Below are 13,748 nucleotides of genomic sequence, written 5' to 3'. Positions count from 1 at the left end.
GCGGAGACTCTGATGAAACACATGCATAAGACCCTGTATTTCTGGGTGCTGGTGGCGATTATCGGCGGCGGCATCCTTGGGTATCTCGACCCGGCGCTAGGCATTGCGCTCAAACCATTGGGAGATGGCTTTATCGCGCTGATCAAGATGCTGATCGGCCCGGTGATTTTCTGCACGGTAGTGTTGGGCATCGCCAATGCGGGCGATCTGAAAAAGGTCGGCCGCGTTGGTGGTAAAGCGCTGCTGTATTTTGAAGTGATTTCAACCTTTGCGCTGGCGATTGGTTTGCTGGTCGCCAACATCCTCAAACCGGGGAAAGGTTTCAATGTTGACCCGCAAACCCTGGACCCTAAGCTGACCGCAGACTTTGCGGCCAAAGCGCATGAGCAGCATATTGCGGACTTTGTATTGCACATCATCCCCAAAACGTTCTCGGATGCCTTCACTGGTTCGGGCGATTTGCTGCAAGTGTTGCTGGTAGCAATTCTGTTTGCCTTTGCCCTGAACAAGATCGGCGAGAAAGGCAAACCGGTGCTGCATTTTGTGGAAGGCCTGTCGGATATTTTCTTCGGCATGGTCAAAACACTGATGTGGCTGGCGCCATTGGGTGCGGGCGGCGCCATGGCCTTTACCATTGGCAAATATGGCCTGAAAGCCTTGGTGCCACTGGCCAGCTTGATGGCGTGTTTCTATCTGACTTGCGCTTTGTTCGTGCTGATTGTGCTGGGCACGGTAGCTCGCATTACCGGCTTTAGCATCCTCAAATTTCTGAACTACATTCGCGATGAATTGCTGTTGGTGTTGGGCACGTCCTCATCTGAAAGCGCACTGGTGCAATTGATGGGCAAGCTGGAAAAAGCCGGTTGTTCCAAGTCAGTGGTTGGCTTGGTGGTACCAGCGGGTTACAGCTTTAATCTGGACGGCACCAATATTTATCTGACGCTGGCAGCGCTGTTTATTGCCCAGGCGCTGAATATTGATCTGACGCTGGGGCAGGAGCTGTCGATTCTGATCGTGGCCATGCTGACTTCCAAGGGCGCATCCGGTGTCACTGGCGCCGGTTTCATTACGCTGGCGGCTACTTTGGCGGTGGTACCGAGTATCCCGGTGGTGGGTCTGGCGTTGATTCTGGGCGTGGATCGGTTTATGTCCGAGGCCCGCGCACTGACCAATATCATCGGCAATGGCGTGGCGGCGATTGTGGTATCCAATTCAGAGAAAGAACTGGATCGGGAAAAACTCAAAGCGGCACTGGGTTGATACGGTTAACGCCACGAAGTTGAATCGGGAATCCAGATATCAAGATATAATAAAGGCGACTGCGGTCGCCTTTTTTGCTGCCTCTGAAACGCCCACGAAAAACTATTGCTGTGGCACGTAGTTATGACTGGCCCGATCGCTGAGAAACCGTTCTAGCGCCCTGTGCTGCGCTTCTTTGTCATTATCTGGCGACCAATCGGTAATCATGCTGCGATAGGCAGGCTCTTTGGCCAGATCGCGCAAGGCAGCATCAATTTTACGAATGGCGGTCTGCCCCCACGCGTTTTTGGTACACGCGACATAACCGGTGAGCCAGGGTTGATCTTGGCGTAGCGGCACCATGGTGAGCCCGGCTGGCAACTCTTTGCGCTGCTCGTGGTATTGCACGATTTGCGGAAACTCCAGCGTGTAATCGATCCGTTTCAGCGCCAGCATCTGGTACGGACTGGATGGCAATGCTGCGGCAACCGGGTGCATACCGGTGTTGCTGTTAGACGCCAGAATCTTGTCGATTGCCAGCCCGTATGAGCGCGACGCAACGTATGTTCCGGACAGCGAGCGATCTTTCACCAGCGCTTTCAGATCAACGCCGTCTCGCCAACGTGGATGAGCTTTGAGGACGTCTTCGCGCGTCACCAACTGAATCGGCATGGTCAGCATGGCTGGCGTAAACACGGCAATGCTCTCTCGTTCTGGGGTCCGGATTGCCGAGGGGAAACACAGATTCTCACCTTGCTTCATTTGCGCAAACACACGCCCCGCTGACATCACTACTACCTTGTGATCATACTCAGGCAACTGTTTTTGCAGCATTTTCAAAAGCTTGTCGCCGGTGCCATCGCCCAGTTTGGTGACTGCATCCGAATTGTGATCCTGCAGAATAAACACGGGCGGCCAATCGAACACCCCCCAGGTGATGGTCTCGCGTGCCCATGCCGCCGAGGTCGCGCCCAGCGTCAGAAACAGCAGCAGGTTGAGAGCTATTTTGCGCATGAGCCTGCGCACTTCTTGATCGTCATTGCCATCGTCATTTCTATTTTTCTTTCCCCAGTGAATGGCCATTATACGGGACCACCTCTTGGCCAACCGCTCACAACATGGCGGCCAATCAGCATTGACGCATAAACCGGACACTCAACTGAAACGGCGGCCCGCTGATGCTTTCAATGTGACCAACTTCGGGTAGATCACACCCAAAATACCAGGCCATGCTTGATTAGTGGGCATTGATGCTGTTAAAACTGCAGATCGCCTCATCTTTGCCACTTTTGCGTGATCCGCAAATGCAGCAATACCTTGCCTGAGCGCCGATCTGGCGCGCGGTCCCCGGCGACGGTTGCATGGTCCATCCATACCTTGCGGCTTTTCATGCTGTCCTCATCCGGCTAACAGCGGCTTCGCGGCCTGCGCATTTTGCGCACGCGCGATCTCTTGTGACCTCAGCCCATGACTGCCAATAAAATGAATACAAGTACTGACTCTCTGACCTGGTCTGCTGCGCATCGTCCGTTGAACCGGCGCGATATCCAGACCCTGACGCTATCCGCCTTGGGTGGCGCGCTCGAATTCTATGACTTTGTGGTGTTTGTGTTTTTCGCCGCAGTCATCGGCGGTTTGTTCTTCCCGCCTGGTTTGCCGGACTGGCTCAAGTTGCTGCAAACCTTCGGCATCTTTGCCGCCGGTTATCTGGCGCGGCCCTTGGGCGGCATCATCATTGCCCACTTTGGCGACAAGCTCGGCCGCAAGCGCATGTTTACGCTGTCGATCTTTCTGATGGCCTTGCCAACGCTGTTTATGGGCCTGTTGCCGACCTACGCCACCATCGGCTTTTTGGCACCGGTACTACTACTGGTGTTGCGCATCATGCAAGGAGCTGCGATTGGTGGCGAAGTTCCGGGCGCCTGGGTATTTGTGTCCGAACACGTGCCCCCTACCCGCACCGGGCTGGCCGTGGGTTCACTCACCGCGGGGCTCACCTTTGGCATTTTGCTGGGCGCATTGATTGCTACAGCCATCACCACGCATTACAGCAAAGAAGAAGTCGCCGGGTTTGCCTGGCGAATTCCGTTTATCCTGGGTGGCGTGTTTGGGCTGGTCGCGGTGTATCTGCGGCGTTTCCTGGAAGAAACGCCCATCTTCAAAGAACTGCATCAACGCAAAGAGTTGTCGAAAGGCTTGCCGGTGGCGGCCACGGTCAAAAACCATCTGGCTGGTACCATTCAGGCCATGTTGCTGACTTGGGTACTCTCCGCCGCGATTGTGGTGGTGATTCTGTTTACCCCCACCTGGTTGCAAAAGACCTTTGCCGTGGCGCCAGCGTTGGCACTGCAAGCCAACAGCCTGGCCACGCTGTGCCTGACCATTGGCTGCGTGGTATTTGGCGCGGCTGCAGACAAATTTGGCGGGCGGGTCACGTTGGGTGTGGGCAGCATTGGTCTGTTGATTACCAGCTACAACTTTTACTTTCACCAACCGGTGGATGCCAGCACGCTGATGCTCAATTACGCGTTGGCGGGGTTCTTTGTCGGCGTGGTGGGCGTGGTGCCTTATCTGATCGTGCGCTCGTTCCCGGCGGCGGTGCGCTTTAGCGGGGTGTCGTTTGCCTACAACGTGGCTTATGCCATTTTTGGTGGCCTGACGCCGGTGCTGCTGTCGGTGTGGATGACTACCGATCACCAGGCGCCAGCGCACTACGTTGCGGCGCTATGCGTGCTGGGGATTATTCTGGCAGTTGCCAAACAGCCCAAACGCCACTGAATGCCCGCAAACAAAGCTACTTAAAAAGCCGCCTATATGGCGGCTTTTCTTTCGCCAAAACAGCCAATACCTTGCGCAAGCATTGGCCGATTAGCGATTGATCATGCAATCATGGCGTTTTGTCACCGCGTCAAGGATCACCTCAGATGACCACCAGCCAGGCTCACTCCCGCCCCGAACGTCTGCTCCGCATAGCTTCATGGATTGTGGCACTGGTGTTTGCCGTGCTACTGAACATGCTGGGAGAACTGGTTATCCGCGACATGTTCTTCGCGCCGCAATCCGGGCCGCCCGCTGCTGAGCAGTTTGCCGATCAGCAAGCGCAGGCACCGCTGCTGGTCAGCAAGCAAGACCTGGAGCGCCAGCAGCATATCTTGAACGACAAACAGGAAACGCTCGGCACCACACTGGATCGCGCCCGCAAGGATTACGCGGAATCGAGCCAGTCTTTCCGTAACTGGATCGATACCCGCAAGGCCACCGGCAACAGTAGCCAGGACCCGGAAGTGCTCGCCCGCACTCGCCAACTGGATGAACTGCAAGGCAACGTGCGCAACTGGCAGCGCCAGCAAGATGCGGTGAATGACCAGTGCAGGCTCTGCAACTCAAACTCAACACGGTGGAAGGCCAACTTTCGCAACTGCAAAACGAAACCGATCAACGTTATGAACGCGCCAATCAGCAATATCAGTTGAAGGTTTTTGCTTTACGACTGGCGTTTACCTTGCCGATTTTGTTATTGGCGATCTGGCTGTTCATCCGCTTTCGCAAGCATCGTTACTGGCCGTTTGTGTATGGCTTTGGTTTGTTCGCGCTGTTTGCGTTCTTTGTAGAACTGGTGCCGTATCTGCCCAGCTTTGGCGGTTACATCCGGGTTGTGGTCGGGATTGTGCTGACGGTGTTCGCGGGCATTTACATGCTCAAAGTGTTCCAGCGATATGTAGAACGTAAACGCCTGGAAATGCAGCAAAGCCAGACCCAGCGCGCCCGCACTGTGGTCTACGAAAAGGCTATTTCTTCCTATCAGAAAAAGCTCTGCCCATCGTGCGACAAGCCGTGGAATCTGGGTGGCGACGGTGCCAATTTCTGCATCCACTGCGGGCTAGAGCTGTTCCGTATTTGTAGCTGCGGCGGGCGTAATTTTGCGTTTTTCCCGTTCTGCCATAAGTGCGGCAAAGCGGTGCAGAAAGGCGAAGACACCGCCACGGCTGAAGTGGTGCCCGCGCTTTTACAGCCCAATCGCGACTAACCCCCGCACCACAAAAACCGGAGGGCGCAACCGCGCCGCCGGGCTTTGCGCCTGGCCCGTAGTGGGAGCGAATCTTTTACCCAATACGTAGGGCGGGTATCGTTATTTGATGGCTGAATCAGCCAGCTTGCGCAGAACGCGCGATGCCGCGATAAAACCAAAGGTGCCGGTCACGGTGGTGACCGCACCAAAGCCACCCTCGCAATCCAGGCGCACCGGGCTGTCGCCTGCTTCTGGTTTGGTGCCACAAACAGACCCATCCGCCTGCGGATAAACCAGCGCTTCGGTGGAATACACGCAATCCACACCAAATTTCTTGCCGGGCTTGGGAAAGCCAAAATCCCGACGCAGGATGTTACGGACCTTGGCCGCTAGCGGGTCTTGCGTGGTTTTGGAAAGGTCTTCAATGCGGATCTGCGTCGGATCAGTTTGCCCACCTGCCCCACCGGTCACCATCAATGGTAACTTGCGACGACGGCAGAAATTGATGATGGCAGCCTTGGTTTTCACGCTGTCGATGGCATCAACAATGTAGTCGTAACCCGCGCCCAGCATTTCTTCCAGATTGTCGGCGGTGACAAAATCTTCAATCGTATGTACGACGCATTCCGGATTGATCGCCAGCACGCGCTCGCGCATGGCCTCGACCTTCATCCGGCCAAATTGCCCGGAAAAAGCTGGCAGTTGACGATTCACGTTAGACACGCAAATATCGTCCAGATCAATCAACGTCAGTTGACCGATACCGGAGCGCGCCAGCGCCTCCACCACCCAAGTACCGACGCCGCCTATGCCAATCACGCACACGTGGGCGTGGCGAAAGCGCTGCAAGGCCGCAGTGCCGTAAAGCCGGGCAATGCCGCCGAAGCGGCGTTCATACGACTGATCCATCAGATTTGTTCGGCCCAGAGGTCGTGCTCGTCCGAATCGGTGATGCGAACCTTCACAAACTCGCCCACTTTGACGTCGGCGGACGGTTCGAAGTACACCAGGCCATCAATCTCTGGCGCGTCGCCATAAGTGCGGGCAACAGCGCCCTCTTCGTCGATTTCATCGACCAGCACCAGCAGTTCGCGGCCAATTTTGGCGGCCAGGCGCTGGGTGGAAATCTCGGCCTGTTTTTCCATAAAGCGCTGTTTACGCTCTTCGGCGATATCCGCAGGTACGTGATCGGGCAATTCGTTCGCTGTGGCACCTTCCACCGGCGAATAGGTAAAACAGCCCACGCGATCCAGTTGTGCTTCGTCGAGGAAGTTCAGCAATTCCTGGAACTCTTCTTCAGTCTCGCCGGGGAAGCCGACGATAAAGGTCGAACGGATAACCAGATCCGGGCAGATTTCACGCCAGGCTTTAATGCGGCTCAATACATTGGCCGAGCTGGCCGGGCGCTTCATCAACTTGAGAATGCGTTGGCTGGCATGCTGGAACGGGATATCCAGATACGGCAACACTTTGCCCTCAGCCATTAACGGGATGATCTCGTCGACGTGTGGGTACGGATACACATAATGCAGACGCGTCCAGATACCCAGCTTGCCCAGTTCAACCACCAGTTCGGTCATGCGGGTTTTAACCGGACGACCTTCGTAAAAGCCGGTCTTGTATTTCACATCCACGCCGTACGCACTGGTGTCTTGCGAGATCACCAGCAATTCTTTCACACCGGAATTCGCCAGATTCTGCGCTTCACGCAGCACGTCATGTACCGGACGGCTATCCAGATCGCCACGCATGGACGGGATAATGCAGAAGGTGCAGCGATGATTACAGCCTTCCGAAATCTTCAGATAGGCATAGTGCTTGGGCGTGAGTTTGATCCCGGCCGGGGGCACGAGATCGACAAACGGGTCGTGCGGCTTGGGCAGATGGGTGTGAATCTGCGTCATCACCTCATCTTTGGCATGCGGGCCTGTCACCGCGAGCACTTTGGGGTGCACCTGACGGATGACATCGCCATCGCCCTTGGCGCCCAGACAGCCAGTGACGATCACTTTGCCGTTCTCCGCCAGCGCTTCGCCAATCGCATCAAGCGACTCTTGCACAGCGGAATCGATGAAACCACAGGTGTTGACCACCACCACGTCGGCATCATCGTAAGAAGCGGAAATCAAATAACCCTCAGCGCGCAACTGGGTGAGGATTTGTTCAGAATCGACCAGGGCTTTAGGGCAACCCAGCGAAACGAAGCCGACTTTAGGCGTAGACATACGTACTCTCCAGCAGGCCGTAGCCACAACGCCACCAGCCGCAATACCAAAACAGAGCGGGCATGTCGCTGTGACATGCCCGCATGGACAACCGGCTATTTTAAATCAATTTTATTTCAACGGGTTATTTCTGCGTTGTACGGCGCTTGGGCGGCGTTTTGTCATCCGGTGCATCTGCGGCGGGCGGGGAGGACGGCTCGGGCTCATTGGGATCAACCGGGCTGCCATCGCGGCCATAGCCTGGCATGCCAAAACCGGTAAACAAGTGCTTGGCCCGATCTTGCAACTGTTGCTGCATATCTACAAACAGTGTGGTGCTGCTTTCCAGATATTTACCCATCATGCTTTGCAGCGCCGGGCCCTGGAACTTCATGAAGTCGCCCCAGACATTGGGGTTGAGCATCGGGTTTTCGCCACCGAGTGCATTTTTGGCCTGATCTTGCAGGCGCGTTTGCATCTCGGTGAACAACTGCATGTTCTTTTCCAGATAGTTGCCCATCACGCCCTGCATGGCATGGCCATAGAAGCGGATGATCTGGGTGAGTACGTCGTACGAGAACATCGGCATGCCGCCGGCTTCTTCTTCCAGAATGATCTGCAACAGCACGCTACGCGTAATGTCTTCGCCACTTTTGGCATCCAGCACCTGCACGTCAATCTGATCAAGAACCAGCTGTTTGACATCGACAAGCGTGATGTAACAGCTGGTGGCTGTGTCGTACAGCCGACGGTTGGGATACTTCTTGATCACCCGTTTTTCGACGCTCATGCATTTCCCCTGAAAGGTGACTGCGGGTTGTAGTGATTTTCGTATTATTACGAGAATGCTGCCAAGAGTAGCGTCCGTTCATCCGGTATGCAACACTTCATGCTGCACTGCACAAAAATTCAGTTGACATTGCGATTATGAAAATACACAATAAAATCAATTGTGCGATGCATCATAGTTGACTTAGGCAAACATTTACAGCACCGCATAACCATCAATGGATTATTCAGGAGCGCATCATGTCCCAAGCCCAACAACAAATTGCCGATCTGGCCACCGAACAAATCGAAACCGTGCTGCGTTTTGCGCGGTTGTCGCTGGACAGCACCGAGCGGCTGTTCAAAGTGCAGGTTGAAGCCACCCGCACTGCTCTGGAAGAAAACGTGAAGAACGCACGGGCTCTGGCTGCCGTCAAAGATGTGCAAGAGGCCGTTGCCCTGCGCCAGAAGCTGATTGAAACCAGTGTAGAACAAGCTACTCATTTTTCCCGCAGCGTATTCGAGATTGCCTCGCAAGCCCAGACTGAGCTGAGCAAGCTGTACGAAGAACGCGCAGTCGCCTTTCACAAAGAATTGGTAGGCGGCCTGGATCGCTTTGCCAAGTCGGCTCCAGCCGGTGCCGATGTCGCCGTTGCCGCAGTGAAGTCAACTGCCGCTGCAACCGCTGCTGCGGTGGACAGCCTGACCAAAGCAGCCAAGCAGGTTGCTGAATTCACTGATGCATCGGTAAAGGCAGCTACTTCGGCCACCGCCGAAGCAGTAAAAAGCGCTGCCAAGAAATGAACAAGATAATGCTTTGACTGGTTAATCATGCAAAATGATTGCCTATGTCAAACATAAAAAAGCCCCGCGTTGCGGGGCTTTTTCTTTGCAGAGCATTTCTGAACCGGCTCGGCGATGTTGCAAATAAAAATGTAGCCGGTTTCAGGTTTCTACCAAACCAGCCAGCGATTCGAGTACCGGCTGGTGCGGCAGGGCCAGATATTCCTGCGTTTGCATCTCGGTCAACCGGCTGATCGTGCGAAAGAATTCGCTGGCTTGTACACCATCGAGATACAACTGCTCGGCGAGAACGTCGGCGGAGATAATCAACTTGACCCGCTGGTCGTAAAACACGTCTACCAGCCAGGTAAAACGCCGCGCTTCCGATGCCTGGCGCGCTTCGAGCGCCGGAATGCCAGACACAATCACCGTTTGATACATGCGCCCAATTGCCAGGTAATCCGCTTGTCCGCGCTGGTCGCCACATATCTTGAAGAAATCAAACCAGGCCACACCGGGCGCGCGGCGCAGGCAAGTGATGTTACGCCCGGCAATGGTCATGGTTCTGGCTTGATCCGGCCCGGTGGCAATCTGACTGAAAAGCTTGTCCAGTTCGGCATCCGTATCTGCTGTGATCGGCGTCAGATAGGTTCTCGCGGCAGAAAGCGCCCGCAGGCGGTGGTCTTGCCCGCCATCGAGATTAAAGATATCCATCTGCTGCTTGATCAGCGCGATGGTGGGCAGAAAGTTAATGCGCTGCAGGCCATTAGGATACAGGCCATCCGGCGGATAATTGGAGGTGGCAATCAGAATCACACCCCGCTGGAACAACTGCTCCAGTAGCCGACCGAGGATCATGGCATCGGCAATATCCGAGACGTGGAACTCGTCAAAGCACAGCACACGAACGTTACGAGCGATCTTCTCGGCGATTTTCACCAGCGGATCGGTTTCGCTTTTCAGCTGCGCCAGTTCGCGTTGCACGTCTTGCATGAACTGGTGAAAGTGAATGCGCTTTTTGCGGGCGTACGGCAGCCCCGCGAAAAATGCATCCATCAAAAAGCTTTTACCTCGCCCGACTCCGCCCCAGAACCACACCCCGCGCGGTGGCGCCGGTTGCGGCAAGAGCGTTTTGCCAAACAGCCGATGCCGTTTGCGTTTGAATTCCAGCAGTTCCTGAAACAGTGTTTCCAGTCGGGCAATGGCCGCAGCCTGGGCACTATCTTCAATAAACCCGGGCAGATGCCGTACGCCGTCGTACCACGTTTGCGGGCTGGTACCAGATTGCGGGGGAGTGATCACATGCGCGGACATGGCTTAGTTTTAATCGCGGACAAGGTGTGACGCATTATACGGAGCAAGGCCAACAGTGACATGGTGCCATTCCCGCATCGCGCGATTGCATTAGAATCAGCATCTCTCCCGTCGAGGTTTCTTGCCATATGACATCATTCAGCCGTTTTGTTGTTGCCATTACGACTTTCGCAACTGCCGCGTTCGCCAGTGCCGATGGCGGCGCACTGACTTTGCGCTTTGCCAGTCCGCTATGGAACGGCAGCAGCATTCCAGCCGGACAGCAATGCAGCAAATTGGGTGGCGCCGGTGCCACGCCCGGGCTAAACGTGTTTGATGTTCCGGCCAACGCCAGCGCCTTGCTGGTGGAGTTCTCCGAGCATGGCGGTGCCAATGACGGCGGCGGCATGGGCCGCTTGATTTACACCGTGCCCAAAGGCGCCACCAGTGCGCAGATTCCCGCCATCGCCGCCCAAGGGCCGGTTCCTGCTGGCGTCAAATCCCTCGGCGCACGTGATGGTTCGATTTACGCCCCGCCCTGCAGCAAGGGTGGCCGCTACGTCGTTACCGTTAAAGCACTGGCCAACGCCGCAGACCCAAACCCGGTTGCTGAAGGTCGGCTCGATATGGGTCGCCTGCAGTAATGGGTCCATGTCGCCAATCCGCGCTTGATGCAGCCTGATGTCGCAACCCTGGCCCCACCCTCAATTTGCGCACCCCGCCTTTGCCACCTTGCGGGCCTGGCTGGAAGGATTTGCGGCTTTTCCTGATCACTCAAGCTGGGCGCGAATCCCCGACCGTCCGCGCGCGCAATCTGGTGCGATCATCCAGTTTGTCGACCCCGACAGTTTGACGCGCTATTACGAAGCGGAAATCCACGAACTAGGCCGTGTCGCCACTCGCCTGGATGACTGGCATGATTGTTTCAACGCAATGATCTGGCTGACCTTCAGCCGCACCAAAGCCGCGCTGAATGCATTGCACTACCGGCATCTGCCGCAAGGCGGCAAGGGCCAGCGCGGGCCGATCCGTGATGCGGCGACGTTGTTTGATGAATGTGGTTTGATCGTGCCGTATTGTGACGCTGCGCTACTGGATGCGTTGCGCGGCCACGATTGGCACCAGTTGTTTGTGCAACGACGTGCAGATTGGGGCCAGACAATTGAGGCAGTCTGTTTTGGTCATGCCAATTACGAAGCGCTGCTTGAGCCGTTTACCGGCCTGACCGGAAAGTGCTGGCCCGTACCCGTCAGTGCCGAATACTTCCGTTGGCCGCAGGCGCAAAAACTGGCTTGGCTGGATGATTATCTCGCCGCCCAGATCAACGCCGATCAGTTGCAAACGCCCCGCCAGTTACCGCCCTTGCCATATCTGGGCGTGCCGGGCTGGTGGCCCGAACAAGACGCCAGTTTCTACGCCAATACAAAGTATTTTCGCCCACTGCGCCAACCAGTTCATCACCAGGCGTTTAATGAGTAACTGGCAGGCGCAGGCTTTCTGGCGCGGGCCACTGTTGCAAGACCCACTTCAAGGCGCTGCCCAATTGGGCTCGATCAAAATCCGGATTGAACACATGCAGGCTGGCCCCGTGCAATAACATGCGCAGAGCCAGTAAATCCGGTTCAAACGGCGAGTTGGGAGTGATGCCGAAAATGCGTAAATTGGCCCGGTGCATGACTGGATAAACCCGCTCAGACAAGCGGACATCGCCGCGCGCAGCCATCCAGACTTCCAGAATTGCCAGTGAATCGGTTTGTTGGCCCACCATGGCCAAGCCGTAGAGCGCCAGGTACACACGTTCACGCGGCTGCATTGCGCCAGTGGCATCGATCTTGCGCGCCTCAATCTCAATCAGATCTTCAATCAGGGTTGGCAACAGATCATACAAACCATCAGGAAAATGATAGCGCAATGCTCCGCGGGTAACGCCAGCAAGGTCGCAGACGCGTGCTTCACCCAATTGGGCGTAGCCTTGCTCGATCAGTATTCGACGCGCGGCATCGAGTAATTGCTGACGGGTGATGCTGGAACGGGCTTGTGCACTCATGACGCCATTCTATCGAGTCATCACGAATCTGACACTTGAATAAAAATACAGAGATGTATGCCTGGCGCGCCTTGCAGGGCAATTCTGACATATCAGACAGACGGAAAGCGGTCAGATAAAAATCAGCCTGGATAAACGAATATGTCGCTGGGACTTGCACGCCGGACCAACCGACTGCGATCCCGCATGTGCGCCGGGGGGCCATTCGCCCGTTCATCCTTGCCACGGGCCACCCAAACATTCGATCTGTGGCGCTGATTCGTTCGGCAAAGCCGCAAACACCCGGCTATGGTGAAAAGGCAAGCGTCGTTTCCGGTTCTGGTGATCAGGGCGGGGTCGTGCCAGGCACGAACTACCGCATCCATGCAGCGATTTTTGCTGCTTTTCGATTCGCGTTTTTTCAGCCGTTCAGGGCGAATCGAATCACGAAGGGGGAATACGTCATGCAAGCGCTGTGGAAAATAAAAAGGCGCCGCAGTGCGGCGCCCTGGACAACGGCAGTCAAACCGCCGTCGCATGTTGTAACCGGTCCGGTTACAGATCCTTCGCGTTCGAAGCCAGGTACTCGGCCACGCCCTTCGGATCAGCCTTCATACCGGCCTTACCCTTGTTCCAGCCAGCCGGGCACACTTCGCCGTGTTCTTCAGTGAACTGCAGCGCGTCAACCAGACGGATGTATTCGTCCACATTGCGACCCAGCGGCAGATCATTGATTGACTCGTGACGCACCACGCCGTCGCGGTCGATCAGGAACGTGCCGCGGAAAGCCACGCCATCAGCGGTTTCCACGTCGTAGTCTTGTGCGATGGAGTGCTTGGTATCAGCAACCAGCGGGTAGCCGACCGGGCCAATGCCGCCCTTTTCTACCGGGGTGTTACGCCATGCGTTGTGGGTGAACTGGCTGTCGATAGACACGCCAATCACTTCAACGTTACGGGACTTGAATTCAGCCAGGCGGTGATCAAACGCGATCAGTTCCGACGGGCACACAAAGGTGAAGTCCAGCGGATAGAAGAACACCAGCGCGTATTTGCCCTTGGTGGCTTCTTTCAGATTAAAGCGGTCAACAATTTCACCATTGCCCAGAACGGCGGCTGCGGTGAAGTCGGGAGCTTGTTTGCCAACGAGAACGGCCATGTGAATCTCCTGTAAATGATCGGTTGCGTAAACCCGAAAACGATAGTTGCTGGGGGTAGAGGCTGTCAAATCGGGAAAGTTCATGCTGATGATAGAGACTGCCTATCAGTCAGCCGGAGTCAGTCCAGCGCAGTGTCTGTTTTTCCCTCAGATCACCTCATCCTCTCATGCAAATATTGTCGTTTGCTTACAGAGTTGCCATGATAGCGCCTTGCTCGTAAAGCCCTTCATCAATCTGCGGCCGGTGCAGCGTACCGGAGCATGCAGC

Annotated in this window: 14 protein-coding genes; 7 read left to right on the top strand and 7 right to left on the bottom strand. The window is 55.7% G+C overall.

The features are described 5' to 3' along the window. Nucleotides 1-12: 12 nt before the first annotated feature. Nucleotides 13-1,260, top strand: a complete 1,248-nt coding sequence (locus P4L78_RS02630) for a dicarboxylate/amino acid:cation symporter (RefSeq protein WP_309326825.1) — start codon at nucleotides 13-15, stop codon at nucleotides 1,258-1,260. A 102-nt stretch (nucleotides 1,261-1,362) separates the two neighbouring features. On the opposite strand, the gene P4L78_RS02625 is transcribed toward P4L78_RS02630, so the two are convergent. Next, complete coding sequence (locus P4L78_RS02625; protein WP_283148618.1) at nucleotides 1,363-2,253, bottom strand: TIGR02285 family protein; 891 nt, start codon at nucleotides 2,251-2,253, stop codon at nucleotides 1,363-1,365. A gap of 468 nt (nucleotides 2,254-2,721) precedes the next feature. Between P4L78_RS02625 and P4L78_RS02620 the strand changes: the two genes are divergently transcribed. The 3 genes from P4L78_RS02620 (at nucleotide 2,722) to P4L78_RS02610 (ending at nucleotide 5,266) form a co-directional block, all read left to right on the top strand. Beyond that, nucleotides 2,722-4,017 carry an MFS transporter gene (locus tag P4L78_RS02620; protein ID WP_283148617.1) on the top strand — a complete coding sequence of 432 codons (1,296 nt, stop codon included), beginning with the start codon at nucleotides 2,722-2,724 and terminating at the stop codon, nucleotides 4,015-4,017. Nucleotides 4,018-4,163: 146 nt separating this feature from the next. Continuing rightward, on the top strand, nucleotides 4,164-4,712 hold the full coding sequence (locus P4L78_RS02615) for a hypothetical protein (protein WP_309326822.1): 549 nt from the start codon (nucleotides 4,164-4,166) through the stop codon (nucleotides 4,710-4,712). After that, nucleotides 4,607-5,266, top strand: coding sequence for a zinc ribbon domain-containing protein (locus P4L78_RS02610; protein ID WP_309326820.1), 660 nt, complete (start codon nucleotides 4,607-4,609; stop codon nucleotides 5,264-5,266). Before P4L78_RS02615 ends, P4L78_RS02610 begins: the two co-directional genes overlap by 106 nt. A gap of 102 nt (nucleotides 5,267-5,368) precedes the next feature. Here the strand turns inward: P4L78_RS02610 and tcdA are convergent, their stop codons facing one another. The 3 genes from tcdA to phaR form a co-directional block, all read right to left on the bottom strand. After that, on the bottom strand, nucleotides 5,369-6,157 hold the full coding sequence (gene tcdA, locus P4L78_RS02605; RefSeq protein ID WP_309326818.1) for a tRNA cyclic N6-threonylcarbamoyladenosine(37) synthase TcdA: 789 nt from the start codon (nucleotides 6,155-6,157) through the stop codon (nucleotides 5,369-5,371). Further along, nucleotides 6,157-7,473 carry a 30S ribosomal protein S12 methylthiotransferase RimO gene (gene rimO / locus P4L78_RS02600; RefSeq protein ID WP_283148614.1) on the bottom strand — a complete coding sequence of 439 codons (1,317 nt, stop codon included), beginning with the start codon at nucleotides 7,471-7,473 and terminating at the stop codon, nucleotides 6,157-6,159. The genes tcdA and rimO overlap by 1 nt, the downstream gene beginning before the upstream one ends. Nucleotides 7,474-7,597: 124 nt before the next feature. After that, complete coding sequence (gene phaR, locus P4L78_RS02595; protein WP_283148613.1) at nucleotides 7,598-8,242, bottom strand: polyhydroxyalkanoate synthesis repressor PhaR; 645 nt, start codon at nucleotides 8,240-8,242, stop codon at nucleotides 7,598-7,600. A gap of 239 nt (nucleotides 8,243-8,481) precedes the next feature. Between phaR and P4L78_RS02590 the strand changes: the two genes are divergently transcribed. Beyond that, nucleotides 8,482-9,024, top strand: a complete 543-nt coding sequence (locus P4L78_RS02590; protein ID WP_283148612.1) for a phasin family protein — start codon at nucleotides 8,482-8,484, stop codon at nucleotides 9,022-9,024. A gap of 141 nt (nucleotides 9,025-9,165) precedes the next feature. Here the strand turns inward: P4L78_RS02590 and zapE are convergent, their stop codons facing one another. Next, nucleotides 9,166-10,317, bottom strand: a complete 1,152-nt coding sequence (gene zapE, locus P4L78_RS02585) for a cell division protein ZapE (RefSeq protein WP_309326816.1) — start codon at nucleotides 10,315-10,317, stop codon at nucleotides 9,166-9,168. A 128-nt stretch (nucleotides 10,318-10,445) separates the two neighbouring features. Here zapE and P4L78_RS02580 point away from each other — a divergent pair, with 128 nt between their 5' ends. Then, nucleotides 10,446-10,940 (top strand): hypothetical protein, encoded by a 495-nt coding sequence (locus P4L78_RS02580; protein WP_283148610.1) that lies wholly within the window; start codon nucleotides 10,446-10,448, stop codon nucleotides 10,938-10,940. A gap of 37 nt (nucleotides 10,941-10,977) precedes the next feature. Then, entirely contained in the window at nucleotides 10,978-11,775 is a 798-nt protein-coding gene (locus P4L78_RS02575; protein WP_283148609.1) for a DUF3025 domain-containing protein, read from the top strand. Here P4L78_RS02575 and P4L78_RS02570 read toward each other — a convergent pair. Beyond that, nucleotides 11,765-12,343 (bottom strand): TetR/AcrR family transcriptional regulator, encoded by a 579-nt coding sequence (locus P4L78_RS02570; protein WP_283148608.1) that lies wholly within the window; start codon nucleotides 12,341-12,343, stop codon nucleotides 11,765-11,767. The genes P4L78_RS02575 and P4L78_RS02570 overlap by 11 nt on opposite strands. Before the next feature lie 534 nt (nucleotides 12,344-12,877). Then, nucleotides 12,878-13,480, bottom strand: a complete 603-nt coding sequence (locus tag P4L78_RS02565) for a peroxiredoxin (protein ID WP_283148607.1) — start codon at nucleotides 13,478-13,480, stop codon at nucleotides 12,878-12,880. Between the last annotated feature and the right edge of the window lie 268 nt (nucleotides 13,481-13,748).

This window comes from Silvimonas sp., from assembly GCF_031291215.1.
Taxonomy (GTDB): Bacteria; Pseudomonadota; Gammaproteobacteria; order Burkholderiales; family Chitinibacteraceae; genus Silvimonas; species Silvimonas soli.
Note: the sequence above shows the minus strand (reverse complement) of the source record. Positions and strands in the feature narration are given on the sequence as shown.

Bases quoted from the DNA above. Each gene is read 5' to 3' on its own strand.
- P4L78_RS02580 (WP_283148610.1), top strand. From the start codon at position 10,446: ATGACATCATTCAGCCGTTTTGTTGTTGCCATTACGACTTTCGCAACT.
- P4L78_RS02620 (WP_283148617.1), top strand. From the start codon at position 2,722: ATGAATACAAGTACTGACTCTCTGACCTGGTCTGCTGCGCATCGTCCG.
- P4L78_RS02630 (WP_309326825.1), top strand. From the start codon at position 13: ATGAAACACATGCATAAGACCCTGTATTTCTGGGTGCTGGTGGCGATT.
- tcdA (WP_309326818.1), bottom strand. From the start codon at position 6,157: ATGGATCAGTCGTATGAACGCCGCTTCGGCGGCATTGCCCGGCTTTAC.
- phaR (WP_283148613.1), bottom strand. From the start codon at position 8,242: ATGAGCGTCGAAAAACGGGTGATCAAGAAGTATCCCAACCGTCGGCTG.
- P4L78_RS02625 (WP_283148618.1), bottom strand. From the start codon at position 2,253: ATGCGCAAAATAGCTCTCAACCTGCTGCTGTTTCTGACGCTGGGCGCG.
- P4L78_RS02590 (WP_283148612.1), top strand. From the start codon at position 8,482: ATGTCCCAAGCCCAACAACAAATTGCCGATCTGGCCACCGAACAAATC.
- zapE (WP_309326816.1), bottom strand. From the start codon at position 10,317: ATGTCCGCGCATGTGATCACTCCCCCGCAATCTGGTACCAGCCCGCAA.
- P4L78_RS02615 (WP_309326822.1), top strand. From the start codon at position 4,164: ATGACCACCAGCCAGGCTCACTCCCGCCCCGAACGTCTGCTCCGCATA.
- P4L78_RS02565 (WP_283148607.1), bottom strand. From the start codon at position 13,480: ATGGCCGTTCTCGTTGGCAAACAAGCTCCCGACTTCACCGCAGCCGCC.
- P4L78_RS02570 (WP_283148608.1), bottom strand. From the start codon at position 12,343: ATGAGTGCACAAGCCCGTTCCAGCATCACCCGTCAGCAATTACTCGAT.
- rimO (WP_283148614.1), bottom strand. From the start codon at position 7,473: ATGTCTACGCCTAAAGTCGGCTTCGTTTCGCTGGGTTGCCCTAAAGCC.
- P4L78_RS02575 (WP_283148609.1), top strand. From the start codon at position 10,978: ATGTCGCAACCCTGGCCCCACCCTCAATTTGCGCACCCCGCCTTTGCC.